Genomic DNA, 15050 nt, shown 5'->3' on the forward strand with positions numbered 1-15050 from the left:
GTTACGCCTCCAGCTGAGCAAGGATCGATTGCATATTCCGACTTGCCCTGGTCGGCTCGGTCGGCAAATGCGGCAATGTCTGTTCGGGCTCAACGTTCACAGGCTCGTTCCAAGGCGCACCAGACAGCCAGTGTCGAATCACTTCAGCGTGTGCAGTCTCAACCGCATCACGAACCGCCTTGTAGTTCGCAGACCGCAGCGCATGGCCGTCGAGAATTGACCACAGGTGATACATAGCCCCTTCGAGTTTCAGTGACGGTGAAGCAAGTTTGCGGTTAACAATTCGGGCAGCATCCTCAAGCGGAGGAATCCGCGCATCGCGCATGGCCCACTCCCACGCCCAGACACAGAACTGACCAGGCGAAACAGGTCGAACGTAACCAGAAGCACGACAGGCCATAAGTCCGAATTTAATCAGCACGTCGCTCGTTACTCCTTGCTGTACCAACGTCTCCAGCCATACTCGCTTGCCCGCCTTAATGTCTTCCGGAGCTGGGTATAACTCGCGCCACTTCGGAAATATCGCTATGACCTGAGTCCAGAGCCAGTTGATCAGCTGAATGTCCGCTTGTGTGGGCGCCGGGGAATCCAGAGCCGATTCCGTCCGCCCAGTCCGTGGATTCGTTCGCTTTTCTGAGCTCAGCTTCGCGACTTGATAATTGAGATCCTGCATGGCCATTGCCTCGCTGGTTGTTATCGTTCTGGTGTTTTGCCCAGGCTTTCTGGACAGATTTCAAGAATGCGGTTTGAAAGTTTCCACCGTGGGGAAGTCGACCGGCAGTGAGCCAGTACGCTCGGAATTCAGGAATGCAGTTGCGAATAAAATCCTCAGGAACGCTCGTCATCGCAATTCTGCGAACAGTCGTTTCGTCGGGATTCCAGTCTTCCGACATTTCGGGCTGCTGCTGGTAGGGCTGGACGTTTTCAGAAAATCGATTCGCGTGTTGTTGTAGTTGTTGTGTATTCCCTTCCCTTTCCCTTTCCAGTTCCCTTTCCCCATGTGCGTGCATGTGCGTGCATGTGCGTGCATGTGTTTGAGTTTCTGAATCAGTACTTGTGGAAACTTCCTGCGACTCTGAAACGCTGACTTCTTCAGTGTTTTGCCCTGCATCATTAATGCATGTGCTTGCATGTGCATTATTTTCTTTGGGAGGAAGTTTCGATTTTGCTTCACGAGCATTGGGACATTGGTGTTTTAAGAATGTCGGTATGCATCCAATCTCGCGACCATCCGCAAGGTATTTTTCGACAAGACCGATACGCTCAAGCGCGTCAAGCACGTGTGAAAAGTCGGTGGTGTCGTAAGGCATTACATCCAATTTCAACTGACGTGGACGCCACTCGAATCGCCCCTCTCGGTCGCAACACGTAAACAAGCCGATGAAAGCCAGGCGGAGAGGCAGGCCAGACTCAATTTCAGCTTCGAATAAATCTTCATGCCGAAATAACTCCGGCTTTACTGTTCTAATGCGAGCCACAAAGAAATACCTATTAAGGGCCTTGAAAAACTCATCTACTAATTTTACGAAAATTAGTAGATAGAAAATGGCACCCCGGGCAGGACTCGAACCTGCAACCCTTGGAATAGAAGTCCAATGCTCTATCCAGTTGAGCTACCGGGGCATAGCTGGCCAGAGATCCAGCATCTGGCCGATACGTTTTTTACCGGGTCGCCTTCCCGTAAATTACCGGCCACTGGAGCCAGCTATCAGAGCCTGATTTTTTCGACCGGTTTGCTTCCGGTACGTAGTCACGACTACACCGTTCCGCGCTCGAATAAGTCAGAGTTGCCAGGCCCCATGCCTGATTCCGTCTTACCGTGCGTTTCCAGGCGGAGGAGACGCAAAGACCATAAGCGCCGTCGCCTACGCTGCTGCTACGCTCTTTAACTTCAAGAGCCGGTTATTAGCCCCACCGACAGCTGGGGTCGTCTCACCAACAGGTATTAGTCAGATGTGTATTGATATGCTGACTGTCTCCAAGCTACTTATGGAGTCCCGGCAAAGTCTGGCGTTGCCGCGCCAGTCAGTCAGCATACGAATGCACACCTAAAAAAGTCCGGGCCGAAGCCCGGCAATGGAGTCCACCCTACGTGGAATGCACAAGGCTCAAGTGGCTCGACTTTTTCGTCGCCTCTTGATCCTTCAATTTCTTAACTTCAGCTTGCAATGCCGCGAGCAAGTCAGCGCCCTGCTTGCCTTGCTGAACTTTTCTGCGAACAATGCTCAGTATTTCTGACTCAGACATCCCGAGTGCCGCAGTCAGCACTTCCATGTCAGTCGAATATTCCGTTTTCACTTCCCCGGCCATGACAACCTCCCGTTTCCGGCCCTGATTCAGACCTTCTATTATTTTAAAATCAGGACAGAATCAGTGATTCACTGCATTATCCGGACGGTCATCATTCAAATGGCGAGATTCAATTTCACGGCGCATGGCACGAATCGCATCAGCGACTTCCAGCTGAGCCAGTCGCTCTTGCATAGCTGCGTTCTGTGCTGCCTCGGAGTACGCAACGCTTCGTCGGTCCAGCCCTTCGATAACAAGCTCACGAATCGTGACAGACGGTTGCCCACCAGTGGCTTCGATGTATTCGCGAAGTCGCTCTTCATCATGCTCAGAAAGACGGCACTTAATGCCATCGCCTGCTTTAACTTGCTTTCGGTCTCTGTACGTCATCTTTTGTCTGTGCCTTTTTCGGAGTTACTTTCAGGACGCCGCCAGTCAGGGCCTGGAGTTCATACTGGCGACCCCTAGGGATTTCTTCAGGCCAGTTGCTAACAGCTTGCCTGGTGATATCCAAGGCACTGGCCAGCCTGCTTGCGTTTCCAAAATACTGTATTGCTTCAGTTTTATTCATAGTAAAAACGTATAGTTTCATTGACACAAAGAGTAACAATAGGTTTTCGATGGAGTCAACTTAAATATACATCCATCGTCGTAAAATCAACTTCCGAAAACAATGACTACGGTAGAAAGCGCATGATGCTAATGGGGGATAGAATCAAGAAAAGGCGCAAGGAGCTCGGCCTGACCCAGCCAGCTCTGGGGAAAGCTGTCGGAGTGTCTAGGGCCGCTGTCTCGCTATGGGAGAAGAATGAAAATGAGCCGAAAGGCATCAACCTTCAGAACATTGCTAGAGTATTGCGGTGCTCTGCAGACTGGCTTATTGATGGTCGCTCTGAAAAATTTGTGTCGGAAGCACCGGCTAATTACAATGCAGGCACGCCAAGTGCAATACCAATATTCAGCAAAAAAAACGTACTGGCTTACCTTCAAGGCGATGACGTTGAGACTGTTTCAGCATCGACAGAGCTATCTGTGATAGCCAAGATGCTAGGAGCATCGGATAACTGTATTGCCTTTCAGGAAGACTCAATAGGTATGATGCCCAGGATTATGCCAGGAGAATTGGTGGTAATTGACCCTAGCGTTAGCGACATCCTAGGTGGAGAGTGGGCGTTTTCAGTTTCCGGTACTGTGGTTGTTGGAATTCTATCCAGAACTCCGAGAGGATTCGTACTCTCCTTTTATAGTGAAAATCCTGGCTGGGAGCCGGTGGAGGTTGCCCCTTCCGATGCGGTTGGCAAAGTAGTAGCGACAATACCTTTCGGTTAATCAATTGCTGCACAGGAACCGGTAACCAAAAACATCTCTACTCCCTCGCCAGGGTAAGCCCCAAGATATGTATAGTTAAAGTTGTTTAACTCCGGATCTCGAATAAATATACCACTAAAGTTCTCCTCCTCCTCGCAATAAGAACCATATTGATTGCAGCTGCCCAATAATACGTCATCGTTTAAATTGAGAAGGCGATATTCCTTTCCGGACCACTTCAGCAGCATTTGAAAATCTACAGCGTCTGGGCGAACTATTTCTCTAATCCCTTTGGCAGTAGCCGTTTTTGCTTTTGCCTCTGCCCAACACCAGTAAGAAGTCTCTCCGGAGTGAACATGGCTGCCAATCGCTACCAAACAAAAGCAAGCAGCAATACGCAAGCTACTCATTGCTCAATGCCCCAGACAAAAAACCAAATCCATACAGGACAATAAGCATCACTGCCATCCCTTCATAGTAAAACGATTGCCGCTTGGTTCCGGACAGTCTTTGCAGGTAGTTCACAGCCACATGCGATGTCGCGAAAGCCAATATTCCGTAGATAGTTAAGCCCATCAGTCAATACCTTTTTGTTGCCAATCATAAATTATCAAATTTTTAGTCAACTGTACTTGACACAATAAGGTCAATGTTGCTTTACTATTTAGGTCAACGAAACTTAACAGGAGAGTCCCATGCAACGCATGATCATCCCGCCACATATACGCAACGTCATACCGCACATCAGCGAAGAAGACCGCATTGAGGCGATGAAACAGGAAGTGGTTGAAACCCTGCTGAACGGCGAAGAGTACCGCACGCACATAAGCGTGCACTCGCAAGCCGACGTTATGCAGTACCTGCATGACAACGCTGACGATGCCGACGAACTGGAGAAGTCTTTGTTCGCACTCCAGACCGCCACAAAAGATCAGTACGAGTTCTTGATCGCTGGCATCAAGAAGCTGGTCCGTCGTGCTGCCACTGAGTACGTCAATACCCTGGAAGCGGAAATCGTCGAAAGCGACAAGCGCGAACAAGACGAAGAAATGGCCGATTACCTGGCCGACCAATTCCACGACGATGCGGACTATCACCTGTGATCGATGAAAAATTTGAGGATTCATTCTATGAAATATTTGGCACCGCTACTGGACAAGCAAACGCTGGCGAACGGAAAGACAGTAATTCGTTGCGCAGTTCACAACCAGTTACTGCAGCCGAAGCCAGACGGCGCAGAAGAGTTCGTTCTGGCGCAGGGCGAATCATTGAGCGCCCATTTAGTAAATCGTAAGCGTAAATTGCGTCCGTTCATCGACGACTACGCAGAGCACAACGGAACTGAAGGAGTAGCAGCATGAATCAGGTAGCCCAACTAAAAAGCAATGCCATGAATTCGGCCATAGAGGGATGGTTTCGAGAGCATCCCGCTATGGCTATGCGCGGGATAGACGAGGCGACATGGCTGGCTCTTTGTAATTCGGTATATCCCGGCGCAAGCAGCGAAAGCATCCTGATGGCTGTCGATTACTGTCAGGCTCGTGGCCTTGATGTAATGCTCAAGCCCGTCCACCTGGTACCAATGAGCGTAAAGACAGGCCGGAAGGATGGAAGCGGCAAAGATATTTATGCAAATCGCGACGTGGCGATGCCGGGCATTGGTTTATATCGAATTCAAGCTAGTCGAGCTGGTGATTACGCCGGAGCAGAAGAGCCTGAGTTTGGGCCAGAGGTTACAAAAACCTTTCGCCATGAATACAGCGGCAAGGTGACCGAAAAAACAATCACCTACCCAGCATGGTGCAAGTACACCGTCGCCAAATTAATCGGTGATCGCATTGTTAAATTTTCTGCCAAGGAGTTCTGGCTGGAAAACTATGCAACGCAAAGTCGGTACAGCGAACTTCCTAATGCAATGTGGGAAAAAAGACCTTACGGCCAGCTTGCAAAATGTGCAGAAGCGCAAGCCTTGCGCAGAGCATGGCCTGACATTGGTCAAGAGCCGACAGCCGAAGAAATGCAAGGCAAAGGCTTTGATGATCTGCGCGATATCACCCCACCTAAAGAGGACGCTAGCAGGAAGGTGTCGGAGAGCAAGCAGCTCCCTGTTTATCCGCAAGAAAAATTCGACGCAAAAATTTCTAGCTGGGTTGATCAGATCGACTCTGGTTCTCGAACGGCTGACGACGTTATTGCCACTTTATCAAGCCGGTATCAGTTGACCGGCGAGCAACTCAGCACCCTCAAAAGCACAGGAGCACCCGCATGAAGCGTATTAATTTAGTCCAAGGCTCATCTAAATGGAAAGCCTACCGCAAGGAATACGACAGCGCCTCAGAGGCCAGCATGATGATGGCAGAAAGCCTTCACGTTAAACGTGATGAGCTGCTTTACATGAAGGCGACAGGCACGGAACAGGAATTCTCTGAGTGGTTTGAAGAGAATGTCCTTCAGCGCGGTCATGATGTTGAAGAAAGCACTCGACCGTATGCTGAACAGCTTATCGCAGAGCGCCACAGCATGGATGAAGACGACGCCATGCTTTTTCCTGTCACTGGCGTCAATGACGCGGAGACAATGCTTTCCAGTTTTGATGGACTGACGGATTGTGGCCGCTTCTCATGGGAAGGTAAGCAGTTCAACAAAGAAAAATTCGAAGTCGTTAAAAATGAAAATCGTGTACCGGATTGCGACTACTGGCAAGTGGTTCACCAGCTGGTAACCAGCGATGGTGCTATCGAAGAAGCTCTCTATACAGTGGGCGATGGCACGCCAGAGGGTACAGCTCACTGCTGGGTAACTCTCAATGACATTGATAAAGACCGTTTGATTCAGGGCTGGCTGCAGTTCAACGCAGACCGTGAGTCCTATGTCGTTGCTGAGCCAAAACCCGAAGTGGTCGCCGAAGAAGTAACCGACCTACCTGCTATCAGCATGGTAGCCAAGGGCGAGGTTGCGATTGTCGATAACCTGGAAGTCTTTGAAAAAGGTCTGACCGTATTCCTGCAGAAGTCTCTAATCAAAGAGCCATCGACTGACAACGACTTCGCGACTCTGGATCTACAGATTAAGGCCCTTAAAAAGGCCGAAGCGGCGCTCAAGACTGCCGGTGATTCTGTACTGGCTCAGGTTGAAGCAGTCGATGCAGCAATGAAGAAAAAAGACAGCCTGGCCGAACTGGTGCGTCAGAACCGACTGGCTTCTGAGAAGTTGCTGAAAGCGAAGAAAGAACAGATCAAGCGCGACATCGTTGATAACGCAGAAAAAGACATTGATATGCATATCGCGTTGCTGGAGCAGGAGCTGGAAGCAATGCTTTGCAATACTCCGGTAGGTATTAGTGTATCTCACGATATTCAGGGCGCCATCAGAGGTAAGAAGACCATCACTTCCCTTCAGTCATCTGCCAATGACGAAGTGGCCCGCGCAAAAATCGCAGCCAACCAGATGGCTGATCGTATTCGCGTGAACATCGAACACTTTGATTCCGTGATCAACGACATTCCGAAAACCATCTTTGGTGACCTGCCCTCTCTTCTGCAGAAAGAAGCTGGTGACTTTATTGCGGCCGTCTCGCTCCGCATTCACGAATACGAGAAGCAGATCGAAGAGCAGGCAGAGCGTAAGCGTCAGCATGATGAAGCGGAAGCCAAGCGCAAAGCAGCTGCCGCTGCCGCTGCCGATCAGGTGACGCAGGCCCACGAAGATGAGTATCACGAAACTCCGGTAAATCCGCTGGCAGATATTCCGGTGAAGTCTGGCACTCAAGTGAAAGCAGAAACGACCACTCAGACTCTCGCTGGCGACCTCTGCCGCTACTGCCGCGATAAAGGTTTAACTCCAGCAGACGCTCAAGAGCTGATGGCTCTCGTTGAGAAATACACCAACCTGGACGCGCAAGCGGCATAAGGAAATAGCGATGTTGATTTTAACCAGAAATATCGGCCAGACAATCATGGTCGGCGACGACGTAACAGTCACCGTACTGGGCGTGAAAGGCAATCAGGTGCGCCTGGGTGTTAACGCTCCGAAAGACGTGGCCGTCCACCGTGAAGAGATTTATCAGCGCATCCAGCGCGAGAAGTCAGGCAAAGACGCCGACGGAAATAATTAAGGCACCCGCCTCCGGCTCCCGGCGCCGAGTCCTGCAGGAAGCAGGAAAGTCCGGGAGAATTTAAAAGATAAGGACGGCTGACATGAAATTAGCAAAACCAAACGAGCAGGACTTAAACGGCGCAATTGACATTGCTCGCATTCTTGATGATCTCAGCAAAGGCTGGTTCCCATCTGGCGACGATGGCGACCATGAATTCGACATCATGGACAGCGCAGATTGCCGTAAGGCGTTGGATATCCTGATCGGGATTAGCGACCAGTGCAGCCTGATGCGCGCCGCCATGGCCACGCTGGTTTTGTGCGATCCGGACAATAAAGTCATCGACCCGGATATTGAGCATGTCGACCATCATCCAGAGGTAAAAGAAGCGATGGCACTCAAAGAGCGTATCGACAGCTTCTTTACGCAGGAATTCACCGGCGGCATGAAAATCAAGAAAGGCGACCAGGTATATGATGTTGCTTCCGCCGATTTTGAAGAGGGTCTTGTCGCGTACAGCGTTGATTGGTCTGACGACCTTCAATGGGCTCGCTGGGAAAACGTTGAGCTTATCAAAGATCAGGCGGGTGCGGCATGAAACAACTGGCACACCTTCCACCACCAGCACTACCAACGCCGTTTAGCTGGGAAGACTGGAAGAAAAACATAACCGGTAAATACACAGTGTGCAACGACTGCGATGACCGATATACAGAAATCTGCCGAAATTGCGACGGCGCTGGTTATGTCAAGTGCTGCGAATGCGGCAACGATAAAGAATGCGAGGTGTGCGAAGGAAAATGCCATCTTAATTGTATGGAGTGTGAAGGCGAATATCGGTACGAAAACTACGTTCGTGAAGTTGCCTCCAGCTACACGCGCTATCTGGAATTCAAAAAGATAGCGATCAGCGAGCTCGAAGTTTACTCACTCGCACTGAAAAACTCGTTTTCAGAGAAACGTATCAAGCGAGGTGCGGCATGAGCCAGAGCCCTCAGCGAATCATCGAAATGGCCGTTGCCAACGCCGGTAAAAAAGTGGTGAACCACATCGCGTGGATGCTGTTTGTCGGATATTTGTCGATTGCTGCTATCGGCTGGTTCACCTCCGACAAGGATGACACAGACGGACATAAGCGCAGCAATATGGTTCTGCGTACCGACTACGGCACCGGCTGTCAGTATCTGGAATCGCACACAGGCGTATTAACACCGCGCATGAGCGCAGACGGAAAGCACACAGGGTGCAAGGTGGTGAGCAAATGAAAGTTTCAACCGAACAGTACATTAATGAATTGGCGGTACGGGTCTACGAACAAAACAAGCGTGTTGGTTGGTGGGATAACCCTGACCGCTGCATTTTCCAGACCCTGCAACTGGTCAACACTGAGATTGCTGAGGCAACAGAAGGCGACCGAAAGAGCCTGATGGACGACAAGCTGCCTCACCGCGTTATGGCAGAAGTTGAGATTGCAGATACTGTAATCCGCCTGGTTGACTTAGCAGGTCGTTACAAGTGGCATTACGAGGCCGCTATTCCTGCCAGCCTCCACCTTGCCAAGATGGACAACGCCGGAGCTCGACACCTTGTTGCAACAATAACTGTTTGCGACCTTGCGAAAGAGATCATTCTGAACCGGGATAACCATTGCTCAATCGCAGTAATGTACTCCATGGCTGTAAGTACACTGCTGAAAATTGCCGATATCGAAGGCTACGACCTGACTGGTGCTATTGAGGAGAAGCTGGAATTTAACGCCAATCGTTCAGACCACAAGCGCTCTAACCGCGCCAAGAAAAACGGGAAGGCTTACTGAGGCGCATATGAAGCAAAGTAAGTTTGAGTCGGCTATTGAATCTATTCTGAGCGTCCTTATTGGGTTCGTAGTCTCGTACTTGGCCTGGCCACCAATCGCCGCACTTTCGGATATTGAGTACGATCATAGTCAGCATTTCTCTGTGATCTTTCTCTTCACGGTTTTAAGCGTTGTCCGCTCATACATAGTGCGCCGTCTGTTTAACGCAAGAATTCTCACCGCATGGAGAACCAAATGACTCTCACTCCAAACTTCATAGGAGCCATGGGCTCCCTACTGATACTGGCTGTGGCTTTTTTCATGGGCACTAACGGCCTGGCTTTCGCTGCACTTTCGATGCTGATTTTGATTGTGGTTCTTGGGATGTGGTTCGCGGTGAGCCTTGGTATTTATTGCCTGGCGCACCGACTTGCCACGCAGCTTGAAAGCGTTTCCCGTTTAGATCTGGGGGTGGATGATGAACGCCAAGGATAAGATGTTCAGCGAGGTCTGCGAAGAGAACAAGCGCCTTAAGGCTGAAATTGAAGCCCTAAGGGCGCCAAGGGATGCCCACGGCAATGTTATTTCTCTCGGTTCCGTAATCCAGAGAGTAGACAACCCTTCTCAGCGCGGCGTTGTTACTCGCATCATAAAAAAAGACGAGCCGTCGGACATCATTACGGGATGTCCGGGTGATATCCACGTGCTGACCTCGCCCGGCTGTACAACTGTTTCATGTCAGTACGGTCAGTGGAAGCACATCACCCACGACGATCAGAACTACTCTGAGCGCTTTCATTCTTGGCGGTTACGCGAGAAAAGAGACGAGCCTGAAGATAAAGACTTCTTCATTACTGCAGTTTTGTCACTACTTCCGGAGCTGGGTGATTACGACGACTATCCCTATGACGTTTGCAGCGCAATGGAGATGCTGGCAACTGAGTTAACCAAGGCTGAGGGGCGCAGTAATGACTGAATTTACTCCAGACAACCACTACGCTGGCCTGCTTACTCAGGCTAAAGCGCTGTTCAGAATTACTCAGAGTCAGGAAGCGATCATTTCGACCCTGAGAAGCAAATTAACAGAGCTTGAATCACAGCTTGCCATGGTCGGCACGGCCGAGATTGAAGCGCAGCGAGCGGCCAATGAGCAACTGACAAATGAAATCGAGCTGATCGCGGCTAAGTGTGAGCGCTTGACTGAGTCCTTCGCCACTTTAATGGAGCACAGCACAGGCGTTGCCGGACTTCACTTAAATGGCGACGTGGCGCCATGGTCCGAACTGACAGAGGGTGGACGGTTCGAAGAATGGCTTTTGCCTTTATCAGAGCCGCGCGATCAGTCTATTGATGCACTCAAGGCCCAGTGGCAAGCCGAGGCTATTCCAGATTTTATCCGAGATATGGGGGAGCGACTGCGCACCCAGGATAATCGCATTACCGCCGATCCGCTGTTCTGTGTCTTCGAAAAAGACTATGTGGTAACCGAGGAAGGCTATGGTCACGACCGCATTGATTGGGCTGACGTCCGTGACGAATACACCTTGATTGATCCTGATAGTGACAAGTGGCATCGACTGGAAGCCCTTTATCAGGCTTGTCGTGATGTTGATAAAAACTACCAGCGAAATGCGATCAAGCTTGTAGACAAGTTCGTAACAGCGGCATTTACCGAAGAAGGTGCCAAAGACCACATTCGGATGAATGGCCATAACCTGAGAAAGCCCTTTGTCTATGTGACCAGCTTATTCCGCACTCCGGAAATGATCGAGCTTCGCGACTGGTTAAAGAATCAAGGTATGCAGGAAGTTACCAATGCAGATTGAAAGCACCGACCACGCACGCGAGCTGATCGCCGCTGCCGGAATCAACACCATCACCGTGACCACTCGTCAGCTCAAGAGCTTGCATAAGCATATTGATGCCTGCATGCGTGCCAGTGGAAACTATAACGGCACCTATCGCATGAACAAGGTTGGTACCGACCCGCGTTACTGCACATGCAGTACCGAACAATGGGAAAGCCGCGAGGCGTTTTCATTCAACCGTGACGGGTTTATTGGCTTCGCCGGTTGGGCAGATAAAAGCAACACCCGCCCTATTCTAGACGGCGTTGCTCTCTGGCTGGATGAGCTAGGTAAATCAAAGCGCAAGCTGGTGCGACCATTCCAAATCATGCAAAAGGCTTGGTCCTGGGTAGACCCGGATTGCGACTACCCCTCAGATCCAACAGGCGATATTGTCTACGGCGAGACGCTGTCTCAGGCCAAAGCCTCACTATTTTCTGAGCTGCATGAGGCTTGCTACCTATCCAGCTTTGCTGAAATTTTCTCTTTCAAATTTCATCGCTTTAAAGAGCGGGACAAGGTACTTGTACCACCCGCTCCTATTCTGGAGCTACTGACAAGCGAACAGCGCCATATCATTGGTCACGCCAACGGCAACAATGACCGAGAGCCTGGCTGGCGTGATTACTACTGCACGACGGACGGTAACGAAGACTGCGAGCGCCTTGTAAGTCTTGGGCTGATGAAACGAGGGCGGATTCTTGAGAGCGTAAGCACTAGCCGCTACTACCTGCTTACCGAAGCGGGAGCGCAAGCCGCTTTGTCAGACGCCATCATTCCCCGATCAGTAGCTGAAAGAATGATCCCATGGCAGCCACACTTACTGGAAAAAGGCTTGTTGAGCCTGAAGGCGATTAAAGATAACCCTTCCCTATTGGAGTCAATGGGTAACCCAATGTGCCGTATTTATTCTGCCCAGTGGGGTTATTACTGGCGCCCCAAAGGCGCTGGATATGGCTGTCAATCAGAAGCTGGCCAGTACAGTTTTCAGGATGCCTATATGACGACCAAGCACTGCGGACCGGAAAAGAAAATCTGGTATGAGTTTGTTGATGAAGCAGAAGAGTCCACTGGCAACGCCGCTTAAACCGGCATAGAGGTAACGATGGAAATACAGGAAACAAAAACGGTTTGGGTCGCTTGGACCAATACCGACTGCACAGAAGGCAGAGGGCGACAGATCCCTAAGGCGGTATGCGAATCTGAGGCCACTGCTATGAGACTTGGCAAGAAAGGCTATGTGCAAGGTAGTGACTGTCCGGTGCGAGAAGCAGTCGCGGTTAAAGTAAATAATTGCTGGCTGGTGCCTGGAAAAATAGAGCCAATAAGTAGCGAAGACGTGGCTGCTCAAGCTCGTATCGACGCTCGAAGGGCTGCACTCAAAAAGGCAAAAGATGCCGGGCTCACTGATGATGAATTGAGGCTGCTGAAAAGCTGACGAACACCTTCTTTTCAACCGAATGGCCGCTGTTATGTGGCAAGGAGACACCATGGATATGCCAACCCCCTGCCCTGACTGTGGCGAGACAGTTGAATATGGAGAAATGCTAGCGCACCCAAACGACTTTAACACAATGGTTTGCGACAGCTGCCATGACCGCATCACTGAAGAGAACAACCAAGGCTCAGAAAAAGATAATTACGGCAATACATTGAGCTGGAAGGCTACACCTGACTACGGACTGATAGAAATATCCCTCAATGGCGAGGAGTTGGTGGGCTGGTGCTATGAAGACGAACCGGAGTCTGTTTTTAACGAGTTCTTCACGGTTTGGAAGAAAGCTCAAGAGGCCGCTAGGGAACAACAATGAAGCAGGCAGAAACATTTATAACCCGCGTCCCGTGCGAAGCACGAACTTGAGCAAATTGTTATGTGTACATGGGAGGCAACCTTGGACAAGCTAAACCAAGATCAGTTGAGGCGGCTCTATTTTGATTATGTTGAATATAGAGATTCGCTTCCGCTATCGGCAAAACCTGTTGGAATAAAAGAGTATTTTGAGCAAGAAAAGCACAGGTATACATAACCAAGAGGTAAACGGTGATGAATGAAGCGAAGCGTAATGAAGAGTCCGGCACCGAAGGTGCGAATTTAACCGAGTTGTTATGTTGTGTACTTACTCGGGGAATACCGATTGATGGCCCAGCGACAGACACCGTTACGCATATTTGCAAAGACGGTGAAACGATTGCAGATATTTGGAAATGGGTTGAAGAACAGACGGTAGGTAGCGCGTGGATTGTGCGCGTTGAGATAACTAAAGCAACATAACGCCGGAATCAGGCGCGAGGCACGAGTCGCACTGATCCGTGTGTTATTGAATTAAACGAACTGCAGGAAGCAATAAGCAGGCGCGTCAGGCGCTGGGAGATTGATATGGCAAAGAATAAGTTAACGCCGCTGAAAAAATTCGTGGAAGACAAGTTCGGCGACGACGTACCTATGCGAACCGCGCAACACTGGTGCCAGAATGGGCACTTGGCTGGAGCCCGAAAAGTAGGCCGGAAATGGTTTGTCGATGCAGAGCAGTTCGATAAAACTACCGGCAATGAACTGGTCGACAGCATCCTGATGGCGTCTTAATTCATGGCACCAAGAGCGCGCAAGCATACAGGTCTGGAAGCGAATGTGTACCCGAACAAGTCCGGCGGGCACACTTACTATCGCTACAAGCACCCTATTACCGGGGTGATGCACCCGCTTGGCAAGAACAAGACGGAGGCCAATGCGGCCGCCCGGATTCTGAACGCCAAGCTCCTGCAAGATGATGCCTGCGTTGTCGATAAAATCATGGGCACTGTTGGTATCAGCATGGCCGCACTGGTTGAGCGGTTCCGCGACGACCGATTGCCAGAAATGGGCCTGAAGGTATCCACCCTCAAGATTATGGGCTACCGCCTGAACCGGATAGTGGCCGACCTGGGCGACCGCGTTATCACAGAAATGACCACGAAAGACTGTGCGCAGTGGCTGGACGATAACTTTGAGTCAGATCCATACGTTAAGCACCGCGGTACTCTGATCGAGCTATTCCGCTACGCTGAGAACAAGGGTCTACGCAACGGCAACGACAATCCAGCTGAAGGCACCTACCCTAACCGGAAGAAAAAGAAGAAAGCCCGCAAGCGCATGACGGTCGAGCAGTACCTTGCCATTCACGCCGCAGCCCCAGAGTGGATGAAAATCGCAATGGAGCTGGCCCTGATTACGCTGCAGGGTCGTTCTGAGCTGATCAGAATGCGTTACGACGCTATCAAAGACGGTTACCTGTACGTTGTCCGTCAGAAAGTCGAGAGCCACGAACACGCACGCCTCAGAATCAAAGTAACGCCAGAGATTGAGAGTATCGTCTCTCGCTCCCGCGACGGCCTGGCCAGTCCCTATATCGTGCACCGTCGACCGCAGCGAGTGAAAGAGAACAAAGACACCGATCACTGGACGCAGATTGCGCCTAATGAGTTCACCAAGCAGTTCCGGCTTATCCGCGACAGCCTGCCGGAGTTTAGCAGCATACCCAAAGAGGAACGCGGCGGTATCCACGAAGTCCGCGCGCTGGGGTCATGGCTGTATGAGCAAGCGGGATATGAGCGTGATTACGTTCAGCACCTGATGGCTCACTCTGATGAGAAGATGACCGAATACTATCAGAGCGAGCATGAAGAAAAGTGGATCGACGTTAAAGCTGAACTCAGCCTGGCGTCGGTGTTTAAGTAA

General features: G+C 50.6%; 26 protein-coding genes and 1 tRNA gene. 20 read left to right on the forward strand and 7 right to left on the reverse strand.

The window, feature by feature from the left end:
* Position 1: 1 nt before the first annotated feature.
* The 6 genes from B2R29_RS10025 to B2R29_RS16970 all read right to left on the reverse strand — a co-directional run bounded on the left by B2R29_RS10025 (position 2) and on the right by B2R29_RS16970 (position 2881).
* Positions 2 to 592, reverse strand: a complete 591-nt coding sequence (locus B2R29_RS10025) for a replication protein P (RefSeq protein WP_301180968.1) — start codon at positions 590 to 592, stop codon at positions 2 to 4.
* A complete protein-coding gene (locus B2R29_RS10030; protein ID WP_301180935.1) occupies positions 477 to 1478 on the reverse strand; it encodes a DnaT-like ssDNA-binding domain-containing protein in 1002 nt (333 codons plus the stop codon). Before B2R29_RS10030 ends, B2R29_RS10025 begins: the two co-directional genes overlap by 116 nt.
* 68 nt (positions 1479 to 1546) lie before the next feature.
* Positions 1547 to 1623: transfer RNA gene (locus B2R29_RS10035), tRNA-Arg, on the reverse strand.
* 465 nt (positions 1624 to 2088) lie between these two features.
* Positions 2089 to 2310 carry a hypothetical protein gene (locus tag B2R29_RS10040; protein ID WP_301180936.1) on the reverse strand — a complete coding sequence of 74 codons (222 nt, stop codon included), beginning with the start codon at positions 2308 to 2310 and terminating at the stop codon, positions 2089 to 2091.
* Positions 2311 to 2370: 60 nt separating this feature from the next.
* Positions 2371 to 2679, reverse strand: a complete 309-nt coding sequence (locus B2R29_RS10045) for a hypothetical protein (protein WP_301180937.1) — start codon at positions 2677 to 2679, stop codon at positions 2371 to 2373.
* Complete coding sequence (locus B2R29_RS16970; protein ID WP_414716610.1) at positions 2651 to 2881, reverse strand: Cro/CI family transcriptional regulator; 231 nt, start codon at positions 2879 to 2881, stop codon at positions 2651 to 2653. Before B2R29_RS16970 ends, B2R29_RS10045 begins: the two co-directional genes overlap by 29 nt.
* A 101-nt stretch (positions 2882 to 2982) precedes the next feature.
* Here B2R29_RS16970 and B2R29_RS10050 point away from each other — a divergent pair, with 101 nt between their 5' ends.
* Positions 2983 to 3618, forward strand: coding sequence for a helix-turn-helix domain-containing protein (locus B2R29_RS10050; protein ID WP_301180938.1), 636 nt, complete (start codon positions 2983 to 2985; stop codon positions 3616 to 3618).
* Here the strand turns inward: B2R29_RS10050 and B2R29_RS10055 are convergent.
* On the reverse strand, positions 3615 to 4007 hold the full coding sequence (locus tag B2R29_RS10055) for a hypothetical protein (RefSeq protein ID WP_301180939.1): 393 nt from the start codon (positions 4005 to 4007) through the stop codon (positions 3615 to 3617). The two genes, B2R29_RS10050 and B2R29_RS10055, sit on opposite strands and share 4 nt — an antisense overlap.
* A 285-nt stretch (positions 4008 to 4292) precedes the next feature.
* On the opposite strand from B2R29_RS10055, the gene B2R29_RS10060 reads away from it, so the two are divergent.
* The 19 genes from B2R29_RS10060 to B2R29_RS10145 all read left to right on the forward strand — a co-directional run bounded on the left by B2R29_RS10060 (position 4293) and on the right by B2R29_RS10145 (position 15050).
* Positions 4293 to 4700, forward strand: a complete 408-nt coding sequence (locus B2R29_RS10060) for a hypothetical protein (RefSeq protein ID WP_301180940.1) — start codon at positions 4293 to 4295, stop codon at positions 4698 to 4700.
* A gap of 27 nt (positions 4701 to 4727) precedes the next feature.
* Positions 4728 to 4958, forward strand: coding sequence for a hypothetical protein (locus tag B2R29_RS10065; protein ID WP_301180941.1), 231 nt, complete (start codon positions 4728 to 4730; stop codon positions 4956 to 4958).
* Entirely contained in the window at positions 4955 to 5866 is a 912-nt protein-coding gene (bet, locus tag B2R29_RS10070) for a phage recombination protein Bet (protein WP_301180942.1), read from the forward strand. Before B2R29_RS10065 ends, bet begins: the two co-directional genes overlap by 4 nt.
* Entirely contained in the window at positions 5863 to 7506 is a 1644-nt protein-coding gene (locus B2R29_RS10075) for a YqaJ viral recombinase family protein (RefSeq protein ID WP_301180943.1), read from the forward strand. The genes bet and B2R29_RS10075 overlap by 4 nt, the downstream gene beginning before the upstream one ends.
* 10 nt (positions 7507 to 7516) lie before the next feature.
* Positions 7517 to 7711, forward strand: coding sequence for a carbon storage regulator CsrA (csrA, locus tag B2R29_RS10080; RefSeq protein WP_301180944.1), 195 nt, complete (start codon positions 7517 to 7519; stop codon positions 7709 to 7711).
* Between the two features lie 82 nt (positions 7712 to 7793).
* Positions 7794 to 8291: a hypothetical protein gene (locus tag B2R29_RS10085; RefSeq protein ID WP_301180945.1), complete on the forward strand. Its 498-nt coding sequence runs from the start codon at positions 7794 to 7796 to the stop codon at positions 8289 to 8291.
* Positions 8288 to 8677, forward strand: a complete 390-nt coding sequence (locus B2R29_RS10090; protein WP_301180946.1) for a hypothetical protein — start codon at positions 8288 to 8290, stop codon at positions 8675 to 8677. The genes B2R29_RS10085 and B2R29_RS10090 overlap by 4 nt, the downstream gene beginning before the upstream one ends.
* Positions 8674 to 8958: a hypothetical protein gene (locus tag B2R29_RS10095; RefSeq protein ID WP_301180947.1), complete on the forward strand. Its 285-nt coding sequence runs from the start codon at positions 8674 to 8676 to the stop codon at positions 8956 to 8958. The genes B2R29_RS10090 and B2R29_RS10095 overlap by 4 nt, the downstream gene beginning before the upstream one ends.
* Positions 8955 to 9509 (forward strand): hypothetical protein, encoded by a 555-nt coding sequence (locus B2R29_RS10100; protein WP_301180948.1) that lies wholly within the window; start codon positions 8955 to 8957, stop codon positions 9507 to 9509. The genes B2R29_RS10095 and B2R29_RS10100 overlap by 4 nt, the downstream gene beginning before the upstream one ends.
* Positions 9510 to 9516: 7 nt before the next feature.
* Positions 9517 to 9747, forward strand: coding sequence for a DUF7220 family protein (locus B2R29_RS17010; protein ID WP_422664292.1), 231 nt, complete (start codon positions 9517 to 9519; stop codon positions 9745 to 9747).
* On the forward strand, positions 9744 to 9983 hold the full coding sequence (locus tag B2R29_RS10105) for a hypothetical protein (RefSeq protein WP_301180949.1): 240 nt from the start codon (positions 9744 to 9746) through the stop codon (positions 9981 to 9983). The genes B2R29_RS17010 and B2R29_RS10105 overlap by 4 nt, the downstream gene beginning before the upstream one ends.
* A complete protein-coding gene (locus B2R29_RS10110; protein ID WP_301180950.1) occupies positions 9964 to 10464 on the forward strand; it encodes a hypothetical protein in 501 nt (166 codons plus the stop codon). The genes B2R29_RS10105 and B2R29_RS10110 overlap by 20 nt, the downstream gene beginning before the upstream one ends.
* Positions 10457 to 11314 carry a hypothetical protein gene (locus B2R29_RS10115; protein ID WP_301180951.1) on the forward strand — a complete coding sequence of 286 codons (858 nt, stop codon included), beginning with the start codon at positions 10457 to 10459 and terminating at the stop codon, positions 11312 to 11314. Before B2R29_RS10110 ends, B2R29_RS10115 begins: the two co-directional genes overlap by 8 nt.
* Positions 11304 to 12422, forward strand: coding sequence for a hypothetical protein (locus tag B2R29_RS10120; RefSeq protein ID WP_301180952.1), 1119 nt, complete (start codon positions 11304 to 11306; stop codon positions 12420 to 12422). Before B2R29_RS10115 ends, B2R29_RS10120 begins: the two co-directional genes overlap by 11 nt.
* Positions 12423 to 12440: 18 nt before the next feature.
* Complete coding sequence (locus B2R29_RS10125; RefSeq protein ID WP_301180953.1) at positions 12441 to 12773, forward strand: hypothetical protein; 333 nt, start codon at positions 12441 to 12443, stop codon at positions 12771 to 12773.
* 52 nt (positions 12774 to 12825) lie between these two features.
* The gene (locus B2R29_RS10130; RefSeq protein ID WP_301180954.1) at positions 12826 to 13146 is read left to right on the forward strand and encodes a hypothetical protein; all 321 of its coding nucleotides are present in this window, start codon (positions 12826 to 12828) and stop codon (positions 13144 to 13146) included.
* 233 nt (positions 13147 to 13379) lie between these two features.
* The gene (locus B2R29_RS10135; protein ID WP_301180955.1) at positions 13380 to 13607 is read left to right on the forward strand and encodes a hypothetical protein; all 228 of its coding nucleotides are present in this window, start codon (positions 13380 to 13382) and stop codon (positions 13605 to 13607) included.
* Between the two features lie 105 nt (positions 13608 to 13712).
* Positions 13713 to 13919, forward strand: coding sequence for a hypothetical protein (locus B2R29_RS10140; protein ID WP_301180956.1), 207 nt, complete (start codon positions 13713 to 13715; stop codon positions 13917 to 13919).
* Between the two features lie 3 nt (positions 13920 to 13922).
* On the forward strand, positions 13923 to 15050 hold the full coding sequence (locus B2R29_RS10145) for a phage integrase Arm DNA-binding domain-containing protein (RefSeq protein ID WP_301180957.1): 1128 nt from the start codon (positions 13923 to 13925) through the stop codon (positions 15048 to 15050).

The sequence above is a fragment of the Thalassolituus sp. UBA3500 genome (assembly GCF_002377545.1).
In the GTDB taxonomy this organism is placed as follows: Bacteria; Pseudomonadota; Gammaproteobacteria; order Pseudomonadales; family Oceanobacteraceae; genus Thalassolituus.

Excerpts from the sequence above, each read along its gene's own strand:
- B2R29_RS10130 (WP_301180954.1), top strand. The coding sequence starts at position 12,826 with ATGGATATGCCAACCCCCTGCCCTGACTGTGGCGAGACAGTTGAATAT.
- B2R29_RS10050 (WP_301180938.1), top strand. The coding sequence starts at position 2,983 with ATGATGCTAATGGGGGATAGAATCAAGAAAAGGCGCAAGGAGCTCGGC.
- B2R29_RS10045 (WP_301180937.1), bottom strand. The coding sequence starts at position 2,679 with ATGACGTACAGAGACCGAAAGCAAGTTAAAGCAGGCGATGGCATTAAG.
- B2R29_RS10090 (WP_301180946.1), top strand. The coding sequence starts at position 8,288 with ATGAAACAACTGGCACACCTTCCACCACCAGCACTACCAACGCCGTTT.
- B2R29_RS10125 (WP_301180953.1), top strand. The coding sequence starts at position 12,441 with ATGGAAATACAGGAAACAAAAACGGTTTGGGTCGCTTGGACCAATACC.
- B2R29_RS10135 (WP_301180955.1), top strand. The coding sequence starts at position 13,380 with ATGAATGAAGCGAAGCGTAATGAAGAGTCCGGCACCGAAGGTGCGAAT.
- B2R29_RS10145 (WP_301180957.1), top strand. The coding sequence starts at position 13,923 with ATGGCACCAAGAGCGCGCAAGCATACAGGTCTGGAAGCGAATGTGTAC.
- B2R29_RS10110 (WP_301180950.1), top strand. The coding sequence starts at position 9,964 with ATGATGAACGCCAAGGATAAGATGTTCAGCGAGGTCTGCGAAGAGAAC.
- bet (WP_301180942.1), top strand. The coding sequence starts at position 4,955 with ATGAATCAGGTAGCCCAACTAAAAAGCAATGCCATGAATTCGGCCATA.
- B2R29_RS10120 (WP_301180952.1), top strand. The coding sequence starts at position 11,304 with ATGCAGATTGAAAGCACCGACCACGCACGCGAGCTGATCGCCGCTGCC.
- B2R29_RS10095 (WP_301180947.1), top strand. The coding sequence starts at position 8,674 with ATGAGCCAGAGCCCTCAGCGAATCATCGAAATGGCCGTTGCCAACGCC.
- B2R29_RS10060 (WP_301180940.1), top strand. The coding sequence starts at position 4,293 with ATGCAACGCATGATCATCCCGCCACATATACGCAACGTCATACCGCAC.
- B2R29_RS10100 (WP_301180948.1), top strand. The coding sequence starts at position 8,955 with ATGAAAGTTTCAACCGAACAGTACATTAATGAATTGGCGGTACGGGTC.
- B2R29_RS10085 (WP_301180945.1), top strand. The coding sequence starts at position 7,794 with ATGAAATTAGCAAAACCAAACGAGCAGGACTTAAACGGCGCAATTGAC.
- B2R29_RS10065 (WP_301180941.1), top strand. The coding sequence starts at position 4,728 with ATGAAATATTTGGCACCGCTACTGGACAAGCAAACGCTGGCGAACGGA.
- B2R29_RS10115 (WP_301180951.1), top strand. The coding sequence starts at position 10,457 with ATGACTGAATTTACTCCAGACAACCACTACGCTGGCCTGCTTACTCAG.
- B2R29_RS17010 (WP_422664292.1), top strand. The coding sequence starts at position 9,517 with ATGAAGCAAAGTAAGTTTGAGTCGGCTATTGAATCTATTCTGAGCGTC.
- B2R29_RS10075 (WP_301180943.1), top strand. The coding sequence starts at position 5,863 with ATGAAGCGTATTAATTTAGTCCAAGGCTCATCTAAATGGAAAGCCTAC.
- csrA (WP_301180944.1), top strand. The coding sequence starts at position 7,517 with ATGTTGATTTTAACCAGAAATATCGGCCAGACAATCATGGTCGGCGAC.
- B2R29_RS10105 (WP_301180949.1), top strand. The coding sequence starts at position 9,744 with ATGACTCTCACTCCAAACTTCATAGGAGCCATGGGCTCCCTACTGATA.
- B2R29_RS16970 (WP_414716610.1), bottom strand. The coding sequence starts at position 2,881 with ATGAAACTATACGTTTTTACTATGAATAAAACTGAAGCAATACAGTAT.
- B2R29_RS10055 (WP_301180939.1), bottom strand. The coding sequence starts at position 4,007 with ATGAGTAGCTTGCGTATTGCTGCTTGCTTTTGTTTGGTAGCGATTGGC.
- B2R29_RS10140 (WP_301180956.1), top strand. The coding sequence starts at position 13,713 with ATGGCAAAGAATAAGTTAACGCCGCTGAAAAAATTCGTGGAAGACAAG.
- B2R29_RS10040 (WP_301180936.1), bottom strand. The coding sequence starts at position 2,310 with ATGGCCGGGGAAGTGAAAACGGAATATTCGACTGACATGGAAGTGCTG.